This window comes from Billgrantia tianxiuensis (assembly GCF_009834345.1).
Lineage (GTDB): Bacteria > Pseudomonadota > Gammaproteobacteria > Pseudomonadales > Halomonadaceae > Halomonas > Halomonas tianxiuensis.
This window is the reverse complement of record NZ_CP035042.1, coordinates 4,083,238-4,101,706: the sequence shown is the minus strand read 5'-3', so window position 1 is coordinate 4,101,706 and position 18,469 is coordinate 4,083,238. Positions and strand designations below refer to the sequence as shown.

The 18,469-nt window shown below is 65.6% G+C and carries 18 protein-coding genes and 2 pseudogenes; 14 read left to right on the top strand and 6 right to left on the bottom strand.

Going from position 1 to position 18,469, the window contains the following annotated elements; all coding sequences use genetic code 11:
• The first annotated feature begins 152 nt into the window (after positions 1–152).
• Positions 153–782: a hypothetical protein gene (locus tag EKK97_RS23975; protein WP_201296928.1), complete on the top strand. Its 630-nt coding sequence runs from the start codon at positions 153–155 to the stop codon at positions 780–782.
• Positions 731–1,180 carry a hypothetical protein gene (locus EKK97_RS23970; RefSeq protein ID WP_201296927.1) on the top strand — a complete coding sequence of 150 codons (450 nt, stop codon included), beginning with the start codon at positions 731–733 and terminating at the stop codon, positions 1,178–1,180. Before EKK97_RS23975 ends, EKK97_RS23970 begins: the two co-directional genes overlap by 52 nt.
• 75 nt (positions 1,181–1,255) lie before the next feature.
• On the opposite strand, the gene EKK97_RS19055 is transcribed toward EKK97_RS23970, so the two are convergent.
• The 5 genes and pseudogenes from EKK97_RS19055 to dctP all read right to left on the bottom strand — a co-directional run bounded on the left by EKK97_RS19055 (position 1,256) and on the right by dctP (position 7,093).
• The gene (locus EKK97_RS19055) at positions 1,256–2,773 is read right to left on the bottom strand and encodes a malonate--CoA ligase (RefSeq protein ID WP_159554335.1); all 1,518 of its coding nucleotides are present in this window, start codon (positions 2,771–2,773) and stop codon (positions 1,256–1,258) included.
• Positions 2,770–4,148 (bottom strand): annotated as a pseudogene (locus EKK97_RS19050) (malonyl-CoA decarboxylase). Before EKK97_RS19050 ends, EKK97_RS19055 begins: the two are co-directional and overlap by 4 nt.
• Before the next feature lie 12 nt (positions 4,149–4,160).
• The gene (locus tag EKK97_RS19045) at positions 4,161–5,495 is read right to left on the bottom strand and encodes a TRAP transporter large permease (RefSeq protein ID WP_159554333.1); all 1,335 of its coding nucleotides are present in this window, start codon (positions 5,493–5,495) and stop codon (positions 4,161–4,163) included.
• 2 nt (positions 5,496–5,497) lie between these two features.
• On the bottom strand, positions 5,498–6,019 hold the full coding sequence (locus EKK97_RS19040; RefSeq protein ID WP_159554331.1) for a TRAP transporter small permease subunit: 522 nt from the start codon (positions 6,017–6,019) through the stop codon (positions 5,498–5,500).
• Positions 6,020–6,091: 72 nt separating this feature from the next.
• Positions 6,092–7,093, bottom strand: a complete 1,002-nt coding sequence (gene dctP, locus EKK97_RS19035; RefSeq protein ID WP_159554329.1) for a TRAP transporter substrate-binding protein DctP — start codon at positions 7,091–7,093, stop codon at positions 6,092–6,094.
• Between the two features lie 142 nt (positions 7,094–7,235).
• Between dctP and EKK97_RS19030 the strand changes: the two genes are divergently transcribed.
• The 9 genes from EKK97_RS19030 (at position 7,236) to EKK97_RS19000 (ending at position 13,759) form a co-directional block, all read left to right on the top strand.
• Entirely contained in the window at positions 7,236–7,934 is a 699-nt protein-coding gene (locus tag EKK97_RS19030; RefSeq protein WP_159554327.1) for a GntR family transcriptional regulator, read from the top strand.
• An 82-nt stretch (positions 7,935–8,016) separates the two neighbouring features.
• On the top strand, positions 8,017–9,495 hold the full coding sequence (locus tag EKK97_RS19025; protein ID WP_159554325.1) for a protein adenylyltransferase SelO: 1,479 nt from the start codon (positions 8,017–8,019) through the stop codon (positions 9,493–9,495).
• Positions 9,496–9,671: 176 nt separating this feature from the next.
• Positions 9,672–9,980: a copper resistance CopC family protein gene (locus tag EKK97_RS19020; protein WP_159554323.1), complete on the top strand. Its 309-nt coding sequence runs from the start codon at positions 9,672–9,674 to the stop codon at positions 9,978–9,980.
• A complete protein-coding gene (locus EKK97_RS23965) occupies positions 9,977–10,297 on the top strand; it encodes a hypothetical protein (RefSeq protein ID WP_201296926.1) in 321 nt (106 codons plus the stop codon). Before EKK97_RS19020 ends, EKK97_RS23965 begins: the two co-directional genes overlap by 4 nt.
• Before the next feature lie 50 nt (positions 10,298–10,347).
• Entirely contained in the window at positions 10,348–10,872 is a 525-nt protein-coding gene (locus EKK97_RS23960; protein WP_201296925.1) for a CopD family protein, read from the top strand.
• Positions 10,873–10,942: 70 nt separating this feature from the next.
• Positions 10,943–11,815 (top strand): tryptophan 2,3-dioxygenase, encoded by an 873-nt coding sequence (gene kynA / locus EKK97_RS19010; RefSeq protein ID WP_159554321.1) that lies wholly within the window; start codon positions 10,943–10,945, stop codon positions 11,813–11,815.
• Positions 11,812–12,444, top strand: a complete 633-nt coding sequence (gene kynB, locus EKK97_RS19005; RefSeq protein WP_159554319.1) for an arylformamidase — start codon at positions 11,812–11,814, stop codon at positions 12,442–12,444. The genes kynA and kynB overlap by 4 nt, the downstream gene beginning before the upstream one ends.
• A gap of 59 nt (positions 12,445–12,503) precedes the next feature.
• Positions 12,504–12,779, top strand: a complete 276-nt coding sequence (locus EKK97_RS25040; RefSeq protein WP_236551290.1) for a hypothetical protein — start codon at positions 12,504–12,506, stop codon at positions 12,777–12,779.
• Positions 12,776–13,759 carry an aminotransferase class V-fold PLP-dependent enzyme gene (locus EKK97_RS19000; protein ID WP_236551289.1) on the top strand — a complete coding sequence of 328 codons (984 nt, stop codon included), beginning with the start codon at positions 12,776–12,778 and terminating at the stop codon, positions 13,757–13,759. The genes EKK97_RS25040 and EKK97_RS19000 overlap by 4 nt, the downstream gene beginning before the upstream one ends.
• Before the next feature lie 33 nt (positions 13,760–13,792).
• On the opposite strand, the gene EKK97_RS18995 is transcribed toward EKK97_RS19000, so the two are convergent.
• On the bottom strand, positions 13,793–14,731 hold the full coding sequence (locus EKK97_RS18995; RefSeq protein WP_159554317.1) for a LysR family transcriptional regulator: 939 nt from the start codon (positions 14,729–14,731) through the stop codon (positions 13,793–13,795).
• A gap of 183 nt (positions 14,732–14,914) precedes the next feature.
• Between EKK97_RS18995 and EKK97_RS18990 the strand changes: the two genes are divergently transcribed.
• From EKK97_RS18990 to EKK97_RS18985, 3 genes and pseudogenes are all read left to right on the top strand, one after another.
• A complete protein-coding gene (locus EKK97_RS18990) occupies positions 14,915–16,414 on the top strand; it encodes a CoA-acylating methylmalonate-semialdehyde dehydrogenase (RefSeq protein ID WP_159554315.1) in 1,500 nt (499 codons plus the stop codon).
• A gap of 138 nt (positions 16,415–16,552) precedes the next feature.
• A pseudogene (locus EKK97_RS26175) lies at positions 16,553–17,022 on the top strand (7TMR-DISMED2 domain-containing protein); the annotation flags it as partial.
• A gap of 81 nt (positions 17,023–17,103) precedes the next feature.
• Complete coding sequence (locus EKK97_RS18985) at positions 17,104–18,414, top strand: GGDEF domain-containing protein (RefSeq protein WP_422673578.1); 1,311 nt, start codon at positions 17,104–17,106, stop codon at positions 18,412–18,414.
• Positions 18,415–18,469 lie beyond the last annotated feature (55 nt).

Sequence of the window (18,469 nt, the reverse complement as noted above, 5' to 3'; positions counted from 1 at the left end):
TATGACACGTTAAACACAGGTTATCCACAAGCGCCCGATCAATGACAAGGCCCAACCAACAACAATAGAGGCACCGACATGAAGACCTCAGTCACTACCCTGAAGCGAAGCCCGCGCTGCCCGCGAGCAAGCGCGCCTGGAAGCGCATCGAAGTGGTCGGCATCGTACTGCTGTGCATCTGCCTGCTGATGTTGCTGCTTTCTCCCACCAGTCTCTCGGGACTGTTCAACTCGATTCTCGATTCCGTGCGGCCCGTGGTGGTCGACGTCTTCCTCACCGGCGTGGTCGGTACGGCGATCATCGTCAGCGTGATCATCGGCCGGCTGCTGGAGCGGCTGGGCTTCACCGATGCCCTGGTACGCATCTTCGTGCCCGCCATGAAGCTTTTGGGCGTCAATCCGGCAGTGATCATTCCCAGCGTCTACAACATCTTCGGCGACATCAACGCGGCGGGTAAAATCTCCGGGCCGATCCTCAAGAAGGCGGGCGCCACCAAGGACGAACAGAAGCTCGCCGTGGCCACCATGGTGCAGTCGCAGCAGTCGTTTTCCACCTTCATGCTGGGCCTGATGGCGCTGACCTTCGCCGGCGTCAACGTTTTTGCCGTGGTGCTGCTGGCGGTGTTCCTGCCGCTGGTGATTTCGCCATTGATCCTGTCGAAGGTGCTCTATCGTGACGTCAAGCGGGTCGAGATCGGCCATCTGCCCACCTTTACCCCGAGCGCGACTTCATGCCCACACTGTTCAGCGCTGCGCGGGAGGGCGTGGAGCTGCTGCTGTTGATCCTGATTCCCGCCGTGGCGCTGGTCTTCGCCGTGATCGGCGTGCTCGACTACGTCGGCATCTGGGCGCCGATCGAGGCGGGGCTGGGCAAGGTCATGCTGTTGTTCAACATCCATCCCGAAACCGGCGTGCTGTCGGTGCTGGTCAGCCCGACCCTGGCCATGGGACAACTGCAGAGCATCGCCGCCGATCTCGATCCCTCGCTGGTGGTCGGCTCCTTCGTGCTGGCCTCCTCGGGCCTGCCGCTCTCCGCCGTGTTCGGCCAGGTGCCGGTGGTGTGGGCGGAGAGCTCCGACCTTAGCGAGCGCGAGGCGATGGGGGCCGCCGTGTTGGGCATCGCGATGCGCCTGGTCACGGCCTTCGTGATCGCCTTCTTCGTCACGCCGCTGGTGGTCTAGAAGAAGCAGGGTTGGGAACGAGCGCAGCCCGGCCGGTGCAAACCGGCCGGGCTGGCCTGGGTGGCGAACGCAAGATCAGCGATAGATATCCTGATAGCGCTTGCGCAGCTCGTTCTTCTGCACCTTGCCCATGGTGTTGCGCGGCAGGGTCTCGGCGAAGAACACCCGCTTGGGCTGCTTGTACTTCGCCAGCCGCCCTTCGAGATGGCCAAGCACCTGCTTTTCCTCCAGCCTGGCCCCCGGCTCCGGTACCACCACGGCGGTGACGCCCTCGCCGAAGTCGGGGTGCGGCACACCGATCACCGCCGATTCCACCACGCCCTCCAGTTCGTCGATGACCTGCTCGACCTCCTTGGGATAGACGTTGTAGCCGCCCGAGATCACCAGGTCCTTGTCGCGACCGACGATATGCACGTAGCCCTGCTCGTCGGTCATGGCCAGGTCGCCGGTGACGAAGAAGCCATCCTCCAGCAGCTCCTCGCGGGTCTTCTCGGGCATGCGCCAGTAGCCGATGAAGACGTTGGGGCCGCGAATCTCGAGCATGCCGATCTCGCCTTGGGGTACCGGCGCGTGGGTCTCGCGGTCGGTGATGCGGTACTCCACCCCCGGCAGCGGCATGCCCACGGTACCGGCACGGCGCTCGCCGTCGTAGGGGTTGGAGAGGTTCATGTTGGTCTCGGTCATGCCGTAGCGCTCGAGGATGGCGTGCCCCGTCTTCGCTTCGAAGGCCTGGTGGGTCTCGGCGGTGAGCGGGGCGGAGCCGGAGACGAACAGGCGCATGCTGGCGGTCGCCTCGGGCGTGAGACGCTCATCGGCCACCAGGCGGGTATAGAAGGTGGGCACCCCCATCAATACCGTGCCGCGCGGCATCTCCTCGAAGATCACGTCGGCATCGAACTTGGGCAGGAACAGCATGCTAGCACCTGCCATCAGGGTGACGTTGCAGCCGACGAACAACCCGTGGGTATGAAAGATGGGCAGCGCATGGATCAGCCGGTCTTCGGCGGAGAAGCGCCAGGCATCCTTGAGAGTGGCGGCGTTGGAGCCCAGGTTGCGGTGGGTCAGCATGGCGCCCTTGGAGCGCCCGGTGGTGCCCGAGGTGTAGAGAATGGCGGCGAGGTCGTCGTGCTCGCGCGGCTCGATGCTCGCGTAGGGCTCGGCCTGTTCGGCCAGCGTCAGCAGGCTGCCGTCGGCGTCGGTGCCCAGCGTCTCCACCGCCGGGCAGCCGGTCTCGCCGGCCACGCGGCGGGCCTCCTCGAGGGCGGCGGGGCGGCACACGAACAGCGCCGGTTCGGCGTCGTTGAGGAAATAACGGATCTCGTCAGAGGTATAGCCGGTGTTGAGCGGCAGGTAGACGCCGCCCATGCGCAGGCAGGCGAGATAGAGCAGGATCGCCTCAGGACTCTTGTCGACCTGCACCGCGACGCGGTCGCCGGGAGCGACACCCAGCGTTTTCAGCGCACCGGCCAGGCGGGCGCTGGCGTCCAGGGCATCGCGGTAGGAGTAGCGCCGGCCCTCGCGGGTGGTGATGAAATCGGCATCGCCACGGTCGCGCATGCGGGCGGCGAAGGTTTCGAAGAGGTTGTGACTCATTTGGCAGGCTCTCCTTTGGCCATCTTGCGGGCGCGGCGATTGAGGTCGCGAACCCCACTGGAGCAGACCACAGTGGCATTGGCGGTGTAGTTCTCGTGATTGCGCTCGATGTCGTCGAGCACGTAGAGATAGTTGACCATGAGCCCGGCGGCCTGCTTCAAGCCCTTGGGCGAGATGTCGCCAAGCCAATTGATGCGATGCAGCTCGGCGCCGTTGCCGAGATGGAAGCGGGCTACCGGATTGAGCGGCAGGCCGCCAGCGTTCTTCTCCTCGACCAGGTAGCGGGCGGCAAGCGGCTTGACCACTGCCTTGAGACGCTCGCTGTGGGCCGGGTCGAGGTGCCATTCGGGGGCATCGAGCTCATGCAGCACCTGGCGCAGCTCGTCGGGCAGGATGTCGTCGTCACGGCGCTCGGCCAGCCAGGCGGCGAAGCCCGGCACCGGAGAGAGCGTGACGAAGTGCTTGAGCTGGGGCAGTTCCAGCTTCAGCTCCTGGACCACCTGCTTGATCAGGAAGTTGCCGAAGGAGATGCCGCGCAGGCCGGTCTGGCAGTTGCTGATGCCGAAGAAGGCGGCGCTGTCGGCAGCCTCGGGGTCGTCGATGTCGCGCTCGCCGGCACGCTCCCCGAGAGGATGGGCTGGATACGGTCGGGCAGGCCCCGGCACAGCGCCACCTCGACGAAGATCAGCGGCTCGTCGCCAATGGCGGGGTGGAAGAAGGCGAAGCAGCGGCGGTCGCGGGCGTCGAGACGCCGACGCAGGTCGTCCCAATCGCGAATCTCGTGCACCGCCTCGTAGCGAATGATCTTCTCCAGGATCGAGGCCGGGGTGTTCCAGTCGATACGCTTGAGCACCAGGAAACCGCGGTTGAACCAGGAGCCGAACAGGTGGGCGAAGTCGGCATCGATGGCCTCGAATTCCTGCCTGTCGTCGTCGCTCCGTTCGCGCAACCGCGCGAGCAGCCCTTCGCGCATGCGTACCAGCTCATAGGTGCCGTTGCTGGCCAGGTTGAGACGCCGGAACAGCTCTTGGCGGCGTGGCTCGCAAGCATCGAAAAGCGCCTGCAGGCTGCGGTTGTCGCGCCGCTCCCGGTAGGCCGAGTAGGCCTCGTCGATGCGCGCCGGGTCGGCGGCGAACTCGCTGGCCAGCCCCTCGAAGAAGCGGGTGCGCTCCTCCTCCGTCAGGCGGTTGTACATGGAGAGCGCGCGGCTGGCCAGGCTGATGCTCGAGGCCTCGCCGTCGCTCTCCAGCAGCGCCCGGCAGGCGGTGAGCATCTGGTCGTGGTCGGGAGCGCCGGTATCGCCCTGGCGCCGCCACAGCAGGGCGTCGCGCTGGGTGATGCTGTTGAACAGCTCCTGCAGGAAGGTCATGTTCATGATGGCTCTCCGTCAGCCCATGATCAGGTTGGGCAGCCACAGGGCGATGCCTGGGAAGAAACACAGCAGGACGATGCCCAGCACCATGCACAGGGCATAGGGCAGGCTACCCATGAGGATGTTGCGCAGCGAAATGTCCGGTGCAATGCCCTTGATGATGAACAGGTTGAGACCCACCGGCGGAGTGATCAGGCCGATCTCCAGGTTGATGGTCAGGATCACCGCGAACCAGTAGGGGTCGAAGTCGGCGGCCAGGATGATCGGCAGCAGGATCGGCGCGGTCATCACGATCACCGCCACCGGCGGCAGGAAGAACCCGGCGACCAGCAGGAACAGGTTGATCACACCCATCAGCACCCAGCGGTTCACCTCCATGTCGGCGATGGCCGCGGCCACGGTCTGGGTGATGAACATCGAGGAGAGGGCATAGGCGAACACCTCGGCGCAGGCGATGACCAGCATGATCATCACGCTCTCGCGCAGCGAGTCGCGCATGATCAGCTTGATCGGGCCCACCTGCCACATGCGATAGATCAATACCGCCAGCGCCACGCACAGGAAGGCACCGACCCCGGCGGCCTCGGAGGGCGTGGCCACGCCGCCGTACAGGGCGAACAGGATCCCCGCGATCACCGCCAGGAAGGGCAGCACGCGAACCAGCGCCTTGAGGTTGGCGTCGACGTTGGCCTTGACGTTCTGCTTCACCTGGGCGGCAGCCTGGGCCATGGGATTGGCGTAACCCCCGGCCAGGCGGCAGGCGATCATGGTCCAGGCCATGAACAGCCCGGCCAGCATCAGCCCGGGCATCACGCCGGCAATGAACAGGCGACCGATAGAGGTCTCGGTGGAAATGCCGTAAATGATCATGGTCACCGAGGGTGGGATCAGGATACCCAGCGTACCGCCGGCGGCGATGCAGCCCGCCGCCACGCCGTCGGGATAGCCGCGGGTGCGCATCTCGGGAATGCCCATCTTGCCGATCGCCGCACAGGTGGCCGGCGACGAGCCGGAGAGCGCCGAGAACACGGTACAGGCACCGATGTTGGAGACGGCGAGCCCACCCGGCAGCCGGCCCATCCACAGGTCCAGAGAGCGATAGAGATCGCGACCGGTGGGCGAGGAGGCCACGGCGGCGCCCATCAGGATGAACATGGGGATGGCGACGAAGCCGAATTCGGCGATGCGGTCGAAGAAGGTTTCGCCGAAATAGACGAGTTCCGGCAGGCCGCGATCGTAGATCAGGGCCAGCAGCGAGACGCCGCCCAGGGCGAAGGCGATGGGCGTGCCGATGGCCATCAGCACGATGAGCGCAATGGCGACGATGATACCGAGGGTGATCGGATCCATGCTCACTCCTCCCCGCGCAGGATTTCGGCCACGTACTGCAGCGTGAGCAGGCTGGTGCCCAGCGCCATCGGCAGCAGTCCCGGCCACAGCAGCGGGTTCCATACGGTGCCGGTGCGCCAGTTGAACTGGTACGCCTCGATCACGTAGACCCAGGAGGCGTAGGCCAGCGCCGCGCAGAAGGCGAGCCCGCACAGGGCGGCGACCAGGCGCATGATCTTGCGTGCCACTCCGCCCAAGGCGTCGGGCAGGATCGTGATCGCCACGTGGCCGCCGGTCATCAGTACGTAGGGGCTACCCATCAACATGGCGCCGGTCACCGAAAAGACCGTGAACTCGGTCTGCCAGCTGGTGCTCATGCCGAGCACGTAACGGATGAAGACCATCTGGCAGATCACCGCCACGCCAGCGACGAACATCACGGCTGCCAGGTAGGCGCTGGCGCGGGACAGGAGGTTCATCAAGCGGATGTAGCTGCCGACGAGGCCGGCTCGTTGAGTCAGGGGATGAGAGTGGGCCATGGCCATGCAGTCCTCCCGGGGGTCGAAATGGGGGCCACCCGCTGGGGTGGCCCGGCTCACGCGGGGAAGGGTTCGGCGTCACTCGACCGCGAGGGCCGCGTCGATGATGGCCTGGCCGTTGGGCACGTTTTCGGCGAAGTTCTTGTAGGAGGTCTCGCGGGCGATCTCGAGCCAGGCGTTGTAGTCCTCCTCGCTCATGCGCACCACCTCGATGCCGTTCTCCTCGTAGACCTGGACCATTTCCTGATCGATGGCGGCGGCCTCGGCGGCGAAGAACTCCTCGGCAGCCTTGCCGGCTTCCATCAGGGCGGTCTGCTGCTCTTCGTTGAGGCCCTGCCAGACCTGCTCCGAGATCAGGATCGGTTCATACATGAACCACAGCGCGAAATCGCCCGGTTCGGTCAGGCACTCCACCTGTTCATAGAGGCGGAAGGAGATGAACGACATCGACGAGGTGTTGGCGGCATCCAGCACCCCGGTCTGCATGGCGGTGTAGACCTCCGAGGAGGGCATCGAGGCGATGGAGGCCCCGGCGGCCTGCAGCATCTGCTCGAAAGCCGGGCCGGCGGCACGGATGTTCTGGCCGCGCACGGTATCGGGCGAGGTGATGCACTGTTCGCTGGAGGCGAAGCCGCCGGAGAGCCAAGCATCGGCCAGCACCCGCGCGCCGTTGTCCTGGATCACCTGCTTGATCATGTCCATGTACTCGGACTGGTTGAGCCGCTGGGCATGCTCGTGATTGCGCACCAGGCCCGGCATCAGGGTGGCGGAGAACTCCGGATGGCGACCGCTGGCGTAATCCAGCGGCAGGGCGGTGATGTCGAGGCGGCCGCGCACCAGCGCGCCCCACTGCTCGTTGGCCTTGAACAGCGATTGACCGGGATATACCTGGATCTCGAGCCCGACGTCGGATTCGGCCACCTGGCGGGCCATCATCTGCACCATTTCATCGCGCACGTCGCCCTGGCCACCGGGGAACTGATGCGAGGCGCGCAGCACGGTATTGGCGGATGCGGTGGCGCTCAAGGCGAGGGACAGACCGAGAGCCACGGCCAGGGCGGTTAGGGTTTGGCGTTGCATTTGGCGTCTCCATGATTTGTTGTTGTGTGGGATCATGCTTGTTTTGATGTTTATCAGTCGAGCTGATGTATACTTCAATAGACGCTATGTATATCGATGTCAAATCCATTACAGTTGAAAGCCAAGCGTCGAGGAGGTGCCCATGGCCGATACCAAGCGCTCCGATATCAAGCGCTCCAACGCACAGCGCCTGCGGGATTCGCTGGAGAACGACATCATTAATGGCCGCCGGGTGCCGGGCGAGCGGCTCGACCCCGAAGCGCTGGGTCGCGAGTTCAATGTGTCGCGTACCCCGGTGCGCGAGGCGATCCAGCAGTTGGTAGCCAGCGGGTTGGTCACGGTCAAGTCGAAGAAAGGCACCTTCGTGGCGCGGGTGGGCATCGATCAGCTGATCGAGATGTTCGAGGTCATGGCGGAACTCGAAGGCATGTGCGGGCGGCTGGCGGCGCGGCGCATCAGCGAGGAGGAGCTGGCCGAGCTGCGCGGGGCGCTGGAGCGCTGCGAAGCCGCTGCCCTGGCTGGTGACACCGATGAGTACTACTACGAGAACGAAGCCTTCCACGACTGCATCTACCGGGCCAGTCACAACGGCTTTTTGCTCGGCGAGGCGCGCCAGCTCAAGCAGCGGCTCAAGCCCTATCGTCGCCTGCAGCTGCAGGTTCGCCAGCGCATGCACAGTTCGCTGCGCGAGCATCGGGCCGTGGTGGCGGCCATCGAAGCGGGCGACCCGGCCGCGGCGGAGCATGCCCTGCGCGATCACGTGCTGATCCAGGGCGAGCGCTTCAGCGACTTCGTGGCCAGCATCCGTGAGTTCGAACGGCCGGTTTCCGCAACCGGCTAGTCGCTTGTAAGCGCATGCAAAGACTCTCGATTTTCGCCCTTCGCCCACCTACAGTGACGGCAGGAACGTCAGTGGAGTCGTCATGTTTCCCGCTTTTACCCTTCGCTATTCCCGCCTGCCGGAGCGCTTCTACGAGCGCTTCGAGCCGGTGCCCGTGCGCGAACCACGGCTGATCGCCTTCAACCGGCCGTTGGCGGAAGCGCTTGGTTTCGATCTGGCCGCCTTCGACGCCGAAGAAGCGGCGGTATGGTTTTCCGGCAATGTCGTGCCGCGCGGCGCGGAGCCGCTGGCCCAGGCCTATGCCGGGCACCAGTTCGGTGGCTTCGTGCCGCGACTGGGCGACGGCCGTGCGGTACTGCTGGGCGAGGTGACCGACCGCGACGGTCGGCTGCGCGACATTCAGCTCAAGGGCGCCGGGCGCACGCCGTTCTCCCGCGGCGGAGACGGGCGTGCGCCGCTGGGCCCGGTGCTACGCGAGTACCTGGTCAGCGAGGCGATGCATGCCATGGGCATTCCCTCTACCCGGGCGCTCGCCGCAGTGACCACCGGCGAACACGTGGTGCGCGGCATTCCCGAACCGGGCGCCATTCTCACCCGGGTGGCGGCCAGCCATATTCGCGTCGGTACCTTCCAGTACTTCGCCGCCCGCGGCGACATCGACGGCGTGCGCGAGTTGGCCGATCACGCCATCGAACGGCACTATCCGGAACTCACGAAACGCAAGGGTGGCGAGCGCTACCTGGGGCTGCTGGAGTCGGTGCAGGCACGCCAGGCGGCGCTGATCGCCAAGTGGATGGGTGTCGGCTTCATTCACGGCGTGATGAATACCGACAATACCTCGATCTCGGGCGAGACCATCGACTTCGGTCCCTGTGCCTTCATGGAGCAGTACGACCCGCAGATGGTGTTCAGCTCCATCGATGAAGGCGGTCGCTACGCCTACGCCAACCAGCCGTGGATTGCCCAGTGGAACCTGGCGCGGCTGGCCGAAACCCTGCTGCCGCTGATCGACGACGACACCGACCGGGCAATCGAGCTTGCCACCGAGCTGCTGCAGCGTTTTCCGGAGCGCTACGAAGAGGAGTGGCTCGCGGTGATGCGGGCCAAGCTCGGCCTGGAGCGGGCACAGCCCGGCGACAAGGCGCTGGCCGAGGCGCTGCTGGCGATCATGCACCGGGGGCGTGCCGACTTCACCCTGACCTTCCGCCGCCTGGCGGACGCCGCCGAGAATCGTGAGGCCGAAGCCTCGCTGATCGCGCTGTTCGAACGCCCGGAGGAGATCGCTGGCTGGCTAGAGGATTGGCGCCAACGCCTGGCCCAGGATCTGTGGACCGAAGACGAACGGGCGCGGCGAATGCGCCTGGCCAACCCGGCCTTCATCCCGCGCAACCACCGCGTACAGCAGGCGCTCACCGCGGCCATGGACGAGAACGACTACGGCCCCTTCGAGACGCTGCTCGAAGTCATCACCCATCCCTTCGACGACCAGCCCGGACGCGAGGAGTACACGCGACCGGCCGAGCCCACCGAGCGGGTGTTCCGTACTTTCTGCGGGACCTGAGATGAGCCGCGGCAGCTTGTCACTGTCACTTGGTTCCGAGCGTGGATCGCGACATGATGGCCGAGGCGCCGGGCTGCACCGGCATGCATCGCGGTTATTCCAGGGAGAGAACGAAGACAATGGCAGCAAGAGGCAAGCACGCCTTGCGTTGGGGCGTCGTGGCATGGCTAGGACTGATGAGCCAGCCGCTCTGGGCCCATGCCCATCTGATCGATCAGGTGCCGGTGGAAGGCGAAAGTGTCGAGGTATCGCCGGAGCGCTTCGAGCTCCGCTTCGATGCGCCGCTGCGGATCACCCAGTTCGAGGTCTCCGGCCCAGAAGGGGGAGTCGAGCTGAGCGATGCGCCCGTCGGTGAGATGGGAAAACACCATGAGGCGCGGCCGGCCAATGTCTTGGCTCCGGGCGAGTATCGGGTGATCTGGCGCGGCCTTGCCGGGGACGGCCATACCATGTCGGGAGACTACCGCTTCTCGGTGCAGGAGTGATTGGCCAAATCCTCCTCGGGTTGGATGTCTGGACGGCCGGGCGCGTCGTCGTATCGGCGGGGTTCTATGGCGCCGCTCTGCTAACCGTGGGCGGCCTGCTGTTCCGCCTGGCGTTCCCCAGTCTGCCGTCCTTCGAGGAGCGGACCCTGCGGCGTGTCAGCCTGGTGGCTGCCTGGGCGGGCATCGGCCTGGTGCTTCTGCTCTGGCCGCTGCAGGCCGCCTATCTGGGCGGTGGTAGCCTGGCCGCGGCGAGAGACCCGATCCTGCTTCGAATCGTAGCGGAAAGCCCCAAGGGCATCGCCTCTTTCTGGCTGTAGCCGGGTTCCTGCTGCTGCAACTCAGCCTATGGGAAGGACGATGGCTCGCTGTGCGCCAAGGGGTCGGCTTGGTCGGTGCGGCCCTGGCGCTGCTGGCCTTCGCCCAGGTGGGGCATACCCGCGGCGACTTCCGCCTGGGCGGCCTGCTGATGCTTCATCTACTCGTCGCGGCTTTCTGGCTGGCCGCCCTGTCGCCGCTGTATCGCCTGGCCGGCGAGCAGCATCGCGGCACGCCTCCGGTGCGGTTGCTGCGCCGTTTCGGGCGCCTCGGGCTGGTATTGATCCCCCTGCTGCTGCTCGCCGGGGGCGGCCTGGCGATCTGGCTGGTGGAGGGGCGTCCCGCCTCCCTGCTGGGCTCCGCCTATGGCCAGGTACTGATGCTGAAACTAGGGCTGGTGGTCCTGCTGCTCGCGCTGGGCGCGTTCAACAAGTGGCGCCTGGTCCCGGCCATCGAGCGCGGTGTGCCGGGGGCCAAGCACCGGCTGCGCCGCAGCATCGCCACCGAGGGCGTGCTGATGGGGCTGTTGCTGCTCACGGTGGCGCTACTGTTGACGACGGGGGCACCCCGCGGATAGGCGTCGGTGGCCTTGGGGTGAACTCCCTTCGTACACTGTCGATAGACAGCCGGACAGGACGGGAGCGGCCATGACGAGGAAGAGCAACGAAGCGCCGCGCGGCGGTGCGCTGGACCTCTCGCAGGAGGGCGTCCATTGGGACCAGCCGATGAGCTACGGCGAATACCTGCAGTTGGGGCCGCTGCTGTCGGCCCAGCAGCCGGGTACCGCGGAGCATGACGAGATGCTGTTCATCGTCATCCATCAGGTCTCCGAGCTGTGGCTCAAGCAGTGCCTGCATGAGGCCCATGCCGCCGCCGCCAACATCGCCGCCGACCGCTTGCGCCCGGCGTTCAAGATGCTCACCCGGGTGGCTCGGATCCAGGCGCAGATGATCAACGCCTGGGAGGTGCTGGTGACCATGACGCCGGCCGACTACGCGCGCTTTCGCGACAGCCTGGGCCAGAGCTCGGGCTTCCAGTCCTTCCAGTATCGCGAGCTGGAGTTCCTGCTCGGCAACAAGAATGCAGCGATGGTCGAGGTGCACCGTCGGCATCCGGCGCATTATCAGCGGCTCCGCGAAGTGCTGCATGCGCCCAGCCTCTACGACATCACCCTTCAGCTGCTGGCGCGGCGCGGCTTCGACCTTCCCGAGTCGGTGATCGAACGCGATTGGTCGGAGCCCTACCGGCCCAGCACCGAGGTGGAGCAGGCCTGGGCGGATATCTATCGCGATGTCGGGCGTCACTGGGAACTCTATGAGCTGGCCGAGAAACTCGTCGATACCGAGTACCATTTCCAGCAGTGGCGCTTCAGCCACTTGAAGACCGTGGAGCGCATCATCGGCCAGAAACCCGGTACCGGCGGCACCGGCGGGGCCTCGTATCTCGCCAAGGCGCTGGACCTGCAGTTCTTCCCCGAGCTGTGGTCGGTGCGCACCACCCTCGAGGAGGGCGCCTCGTGAGCCGGCTCCATGACATCTCCCAGCCGCTGCGCCCCGGCATGCCGGTGTGGCCGGGCGATACGGCCTTCGCCCGCGAGCCGAGCTGGGTGCTCGGTGAGCACTGTCCGGTCAACGTCTCGCGCCTGACGCTCTCCACCCACACCGGCAGCCATGCCGACGCGCCGAGCCACTACGCGGCCGACGGCCAGCCGATCGATGAGGTGGACCTGTCCCGCTACATTGGCCCCTGCGTGGTGCTGGACATGCGCCATGCGGTACCGACGGTACGTCCCGAGCACCTGCTGCCCGTGTTGCCGAAAAGCGTCGAACGGGTGCTGCTACGTACCTGGGCGCGCTTCCCTCACGACGAGTGGCGCAGCGACTTCACCACTCTCGCGCCGGAGAGCATCGACCTGTTGGCCGAGCGTGGTGCCAGGCTGATCGGCGTGGATGCGCCTTCGCTCGATCCCGAAGTGGACAGTGCACTGCTAGCGCACCATCGGGTGCGGCACCACGGCATGGCGATCCTCGAAGGGCTGGTGCTGGACGCGGTACCGCCGGGCCATTACGAGCTGGTCGCCCTGCCGCTGAAACTGGCCGGGGCCGATGCCGCGCCGGTGCGCGCCATTCTGCGCGAGCTGGAAGGCTAGCGGCGTGAGCTGGTTGATCGCCGCTTCCCGATCCTTGTTTCCCCTTGCCGGAGCCGATCATGCCCCTGACTCTCGATGATGTCCGTGAGCTGGACCGCCAGGACCCGCTGGCGACTTTCAAGTCACGCTTCGCGCTGCCGGAGGGGGCGATCTATCTCGACGGCAACTCCCTGGGCGCCCAGCCCGTGGCTGCTGCCGAGGCCGTCGAAGCGCTGATGGCGCAGTGGCGCGACTCGTTGATCCAGGGCTGGAACCAGGGCTGGTTCGACGCCCCGAGCGGCTCGGCGACCGGCTGGCGCCGCTGCTCGGCGCCGCGCCGGCCGAGGTGCTGGTGAGCGACACCATCACCCACAACCTCTACAAGCAGCTGGGCTATATCACCGAGGGACAGGGACGGGCGCGGCCAGTGATCCTCAGTGAAGGGGGCAACTTTCCCACCGACGGCTACATCGCCCAGGGCTTCTGTCGCTTCGGCGGCTTCGAGCATCGGGTCGTGCCGGAAGGCGAGCCGCTGGATGCCTATCTCGACGAGCGGGTGGCGGCGGTGGTGCTCAGCCACGTGCACTATCGCACCGGGCGCCTGCGCGACATGGCGGCGATCACCAGGCAGGTCCATGCCAGCGGCGCCGAGGTCGTCTGGGACCTGGCCCACTCGGCCGGTGCCCTGCCGGTGAACCTCGCCGCCTGCGGCGTGCGCTACGCGGTGGGCTGTACCTACAAATATCTCAATGGCGGCCCCGGCGCGCCGGCCTTTCTCTACGTGCGGCGTGACTGTCAGAACCGGGGCTGGCAGCCTCTTTCGGGCTGGCTGGGGCACGCGGCACCATTCGCTTTCGAAGCCGACTACGCGCCGGCGCCAGGCATCTCGCAATTCCGCACCGGTACCCATTCGCCCCTCGCCTTCGCGGCGCTGGAAGCATCGCTGACCCTGTGGCAGGAGGTGGATCTCGCTGCGCTACGCCACAAGAGCCAACGCTTGATTGATCTGTTTCGCGAGTCGCTGAGTGACTGCCTGGACGAGCATGGCATCAGTGACATCACGCCGCCGGAGGCTCAGCGCGGCAGCCAGGTAGGGTTGGTGGTGTCGAACCATGGCTCTTCCAACGCCCCGAACCCTGGCTATGCCATCGTCCAGGCGCTGATAGAGCGCGGCGTGATCGGCGACTACCGCGAGCCGGGACTGATGCGCTTCGGCTTCGCGCCGCTCTACCTGAGCCATGAGGACGTCTGGCAGGCGGCGCGGCATCTGCGTGAGGTGCTTGCCGAAGGCGAGTATCTCGCGCCGCGCTTTCAGCAGCGCGGGGCGGTGACGTGAGCGCGGCTGGGCGTTGCGGCTGGGTAGTGGAGCTCAGGCGCTGGGCAGCACCAGCTCCCGCGCCTCACCCATCAACAGCGCCTGGTTGGCCTCCAACGCCTCACGCAGGAAATCCCACAGCAGCCTCACCCGCGCCAGGCGGCGCTGCTCCTGGCGTGAGGTGATCCAGAACTGGCGCACGATCTCCACTTCTTTGTTTAGCACGCTCTCGAGCCGGTCTCCGGTCTCGGCCATGAAGCACGGAAGCACGGCGAGCCCTGCCCCCTGCAGGGCGGCGGCGTGCTGGGTGGTGACGCTGGTGCTGCGAATCGAGAAATGCGGTGTTGTGCCCACCACCGCAGGATCGAGCAGCGGGTCGAGGTAGCTCAACTGCTCGCTGAAGATCAGGTCGTCGACGTAGCCGATCAGCCGGTGGCGGCCCAGTTCGTCGAGCCGTGCCGGGCGGCCATGGCGGCGGAAGTAGCTCTGGCTGCCGTAGAGACGCAGGCGGTAGTCGCACAGCCGCGAGATGACCAGCCCCTGGCTTGCCGGGCGCTCCACGGTGATCGCCAGATCGGCCTCGTGACGGCTCAGGTTGACCACCCGCGGCAGGGCCAACAGATCCAGGGTGATCCCCGGGTGGCGCTCGCAGAAGGCCGAGAGCAGCGGGGCGATCACCCAGGTGCCGAAGCCTTCGGTCACGCCCAGGCGAATCTGGCCGCTGAGCTGGCGGTTCTTGTCGGAAAGGCTCTCGCCCGCCTCGAAGGCGTGGCGCGCCATCTCTTCGGCATGTGCAAGCAGCTGCTGGCCGGCCTCGGTCAGATGGTAGCCATGGGTGCTACGCTCGAAGAGCTGGGTATTGAGTTTCTGCTCGAAGCGACGGGTGCGCCGCGACAGTGTGGAGTGGTCCAGCCCCAGGCGCCGGGCGGCGTCGGTGAGTCGCTGGCTGCGTGCCACTTCGAGAAAGATCTGGATGTCCTGCCAGTCGAGCATTGGCCCACTCTGTACGCGAGGTTGGTTGTGCATTTTTGCACAAATCTTGTGAATAAGTACGCATTGTCACGCCGGCGGGCGGGTCTATAGACTCAAATTAATCATATTTCGTGTATTTCTACACATAAAGTCTAACCCGGCTCAGCCTTATAACGATGACAAGCACGACAGGAGAATACCGCCATGTCCGTTCGCGAAATTTCCATGTACATCGACGGCCAGGCCGTCCCCTCCAAGAGCCAGGAGTGGCGAGACGTCGTCAATCCCGCTACCCAGGAAGTGGTGGCGCGGGTGCCGTTCTGCACCGCCGAGGAGGTCGATCGCGCCGTGGCCAGTGCCAAGGCCGCGTTCAAGGAGTGGCGCAAGACACCGCTGGCCAAGCGCATGCGCATCATGCTCAAGTTCCAGGCGCTGATTCGTGAGCATACCGAGGAGCTTGCCGCACTGATCACCGAGGAGCACGGCAAGACGCTGCCCGACGCTGCCGGCGAGGTAGGCCGTGGCCTGGAGGTGGTAGAGCACGCCTGTTCCATCACCTCGCTGCAGCTCGGCGAGCTAGCCGAAAACGCGGCCAGCGAGGTCGACGTCTACACCCTCAACCAGCCGCTGGGGGTGGGCGCCGGCATCACCGCCTTCAACTTCCCGATCATGCTGCCCTGCTTCATGTTCCCGCTGGCCATCGCCGCCGGCAACACCTTCGTGCTCAAGCCCTCCGAGCAGGACCCCAGTTCCACCATGCGCCTGGTCGAGCTGGCCCATGAGGCGGGCGTGCCGGCCGGCGTGCTCAACGTGGTGCACGGCGGCCCCGACGTGGCCAACCAGATCTGCGACCACCCCGACATCAAGGCGCTCTCCTTCATCGGCTCCACCAACGTGGGCACCCACATCTACCGCCGCGCCTCCGAGGCGGGCAAGCGGGTACAGTCGATGATGGGTGCCAAGAACCATTGTGTCGTGATGCCCGACGCCAACCGCAGCCAAGCGATCAACAACCTGCTGGGCTCCGCCTTCGGCGCTGCCGGCCAGCGCTGCATGGCCAACTCGGTGGTGGTGCTGGTGGGCGAGGCCAAGGCATGGCTCGACGATATCGTCGAGGGGGCGCGCAACATGAAGGTGGGGCCGGGCACCCAGCGTGACGCCGATCTCGGCCCGCTGGTCTCCAAGGCCGCCCGCGACCGCGTGGTACGCCTGATCGACGCCGGCGAGAAAGAGGGCGCCAAGCTGTTGGTCGATGGCCGCGGCTGCCAGGTGGAGGGCTACCCGGACGGCAACTTCGTCGGTGCCACCGTGTTTGCCGACGTGAAGCCGGAGATGACTATCTACCGCGAGGAGATCTTCGGCCCAGTGCTGTGCGTGGTCAGTGTCGATACCCTGGATGAGGCGATCGAGTTCATCAATGCCAACCCCAACGGTAACGGCACCTCGATCTTCACCAACTCCGGCTGGGTGGCGCGCCGCTTCGAGACCGACATCGACGTCGGCCAGGTCGGCATCAACGTGCCGATTCCGGTGCCGGTGGCCTACTTCAGCTTCACCGGCTCGCGCGGCTCGAAGTTGGGCGACCTGGGCCCCAACGGCAAGCAGGCGATCCAGTTCTGGACCCAGACCAAGACTGTCACCGCACGCTGGTTCGAGCCGGAGAACGTCTCCAGCGGCATCAACAGCACCATCTCGTTGAGCTGACGAAGTCCCACGAGGAAGTCGAGGCCCCGTCCCAGAGGCGGGGCCTTTGCGTAGGTGCTCGTTGCGGCGCAGTGGTGCCGCCCTAATGATGCTAAGGTGTAGGGATCGTAAGGACACGATCATGGAGGCCTTGTGCCCATGCGCTACGCGCTTGCCGGGATGCCAGCCGGCTTGGCCAAAGGGATGGCCGTTCTTTTCTGGCTATTTGCCTGGCTGCCTGCGTGGCAGGCTCAGGCTGCCATCGACATTACCGAGCCTGCCACCACTCTCAATCCCGCTCCGCAGGTGTCGGTGTTCGAGGACGAAGCGAATCGGCTCGGCATCGACGAGGTGCTGGAGGCGAGCGCAACACTACCCTGGCAGCCCTTGCAGCAGGAGACGCCCAAGTTCGGTTTCACCGATTCGGCCTGGTGGCTGAGGCTGGAAATACAGAACGGCTCTCCGGCCCCCTGCGGCGACTGCTCGAACTGGCCTCGCCGCTGCCCGATTTCGTCGACGCCTATGCGGTGGACGAGCAGGGCAGGGTGGTACAGCAGTGGCATACCGGTAGCCGCCGCCCGTTTGCTTCACGTCCCATTGGGCATCGCTCCTTCGTGTTGCCGCTCCATGTGGGGCCGGAAGAGACACGCCAGGTCCTCGTGCGCCTCTCGAGCCACGATGGACTAATACCCGCCACTCCGCTGCTGTTGATGGACGATGTCAGCTTCCTCGAGCGCACCCAGGGCGAGTTGATGGCCTACAGCCTGCTCTATGGCGGACTTCTGGCGCTGCTGATCTACAACCTGTTGACCTTTATCGCCACACGCGAGCGGGCTTTTCTGCATTCCGTGCTCTACCTGGGCGCCTTCCTGCTGTTCAACTTCACCCTGCGAGGGTTCGGCTACCAGTTCCTGTGGCCGGAGTGGCCGCGCTTCAATCAGCAGATGCTGCTGTTGAGTGCCGGTCTGCTGTACGGCGCCTTGACCCTATTCAGCATCGATTACCTGAACCTGCGACAACAGGCGCCGCGCCTGGCCCGGCTATTCGCGTGGCTGACGGGATTGATTCTGTTGTCCGTGCTGCCGGTCTTCGCCGACCGTTTCGCCTGGGTACTGCGCGCCCTGGTTCCGCTGGGTATCGTTTACGCGCTGCTGCTGCTTGGCACCGCCATCTGGCTCGGGCATCGGCGCGACAGCCTGGCGCGGGTCTTCCTGGTGGCCTGGGGCGGTTTGCTGGTGGGCAGCGTGGTCTACTGCTTGCGGCTGGGCGGTTTCGTGCCTTATGGCATCGTCAGCGAGTATGCGCTGGAGCTGGGTGCGGCCTTTGGCTTCCTGCTGCTGGCCTTCGGTCTGGCCTGCAAGATCAGCCGGCTGAAGCGGGCCAAGCTGGCGGCGGAACGCGAAACCTACGAGCTGCAGCGCTCCCTCAGTCAGCAGCTCGAGACCCAGGTAAATGAGCGCACCCAGGAACTGGAGGAAGCCAACCAGCGGCTGGCCGCCATGGTGCGAACGGATCCGCTGACGGGGCTGCTCAACCGGCGCCAGTTCGAGACGTTGCTCAGCGAGGAGATTCTGCGCCATCAGCGCGACGACAAACCGCTGTTGTTCGCCATGATGGATATCGACGACTTTAAGTTGTTCAACGATACCTATGGCCACCAGGCCGGCGACGAGGTGCTGATCGAGGTCAGCAAGCTGCTCAGGGCGCACTTTCGCCGGGCCGGTGACAGGCTGTTCCGCCTGGGAGGGGAGGAGTTCGGCATTCTGCTGGAAGCCGATTCGCTGGAAGCGGGGCAGTTTGCCCTCGAACGCTTTCGTCATTCTCTCCAGCAATTGCAGATCCCGCATAAGAAATCGCGCCATGGCGTCGTGACCGCTTCCTTCGGGCTGGTGTGCTGCAGCGACTACCGTCAGGCGCCCTCGGCCATGGCGCTGTATCGTCAGGCAGACCAGGCGATGTACGAGGCCAAGGAACTTAGCCGCAACCGGGTGGTGACGCGCTCATTGCTGGAGAAGGCTTGAACGGGGTAGGGCCGATATGCATGGACATTTCGTTGACGTTAACGTTAACTGACAT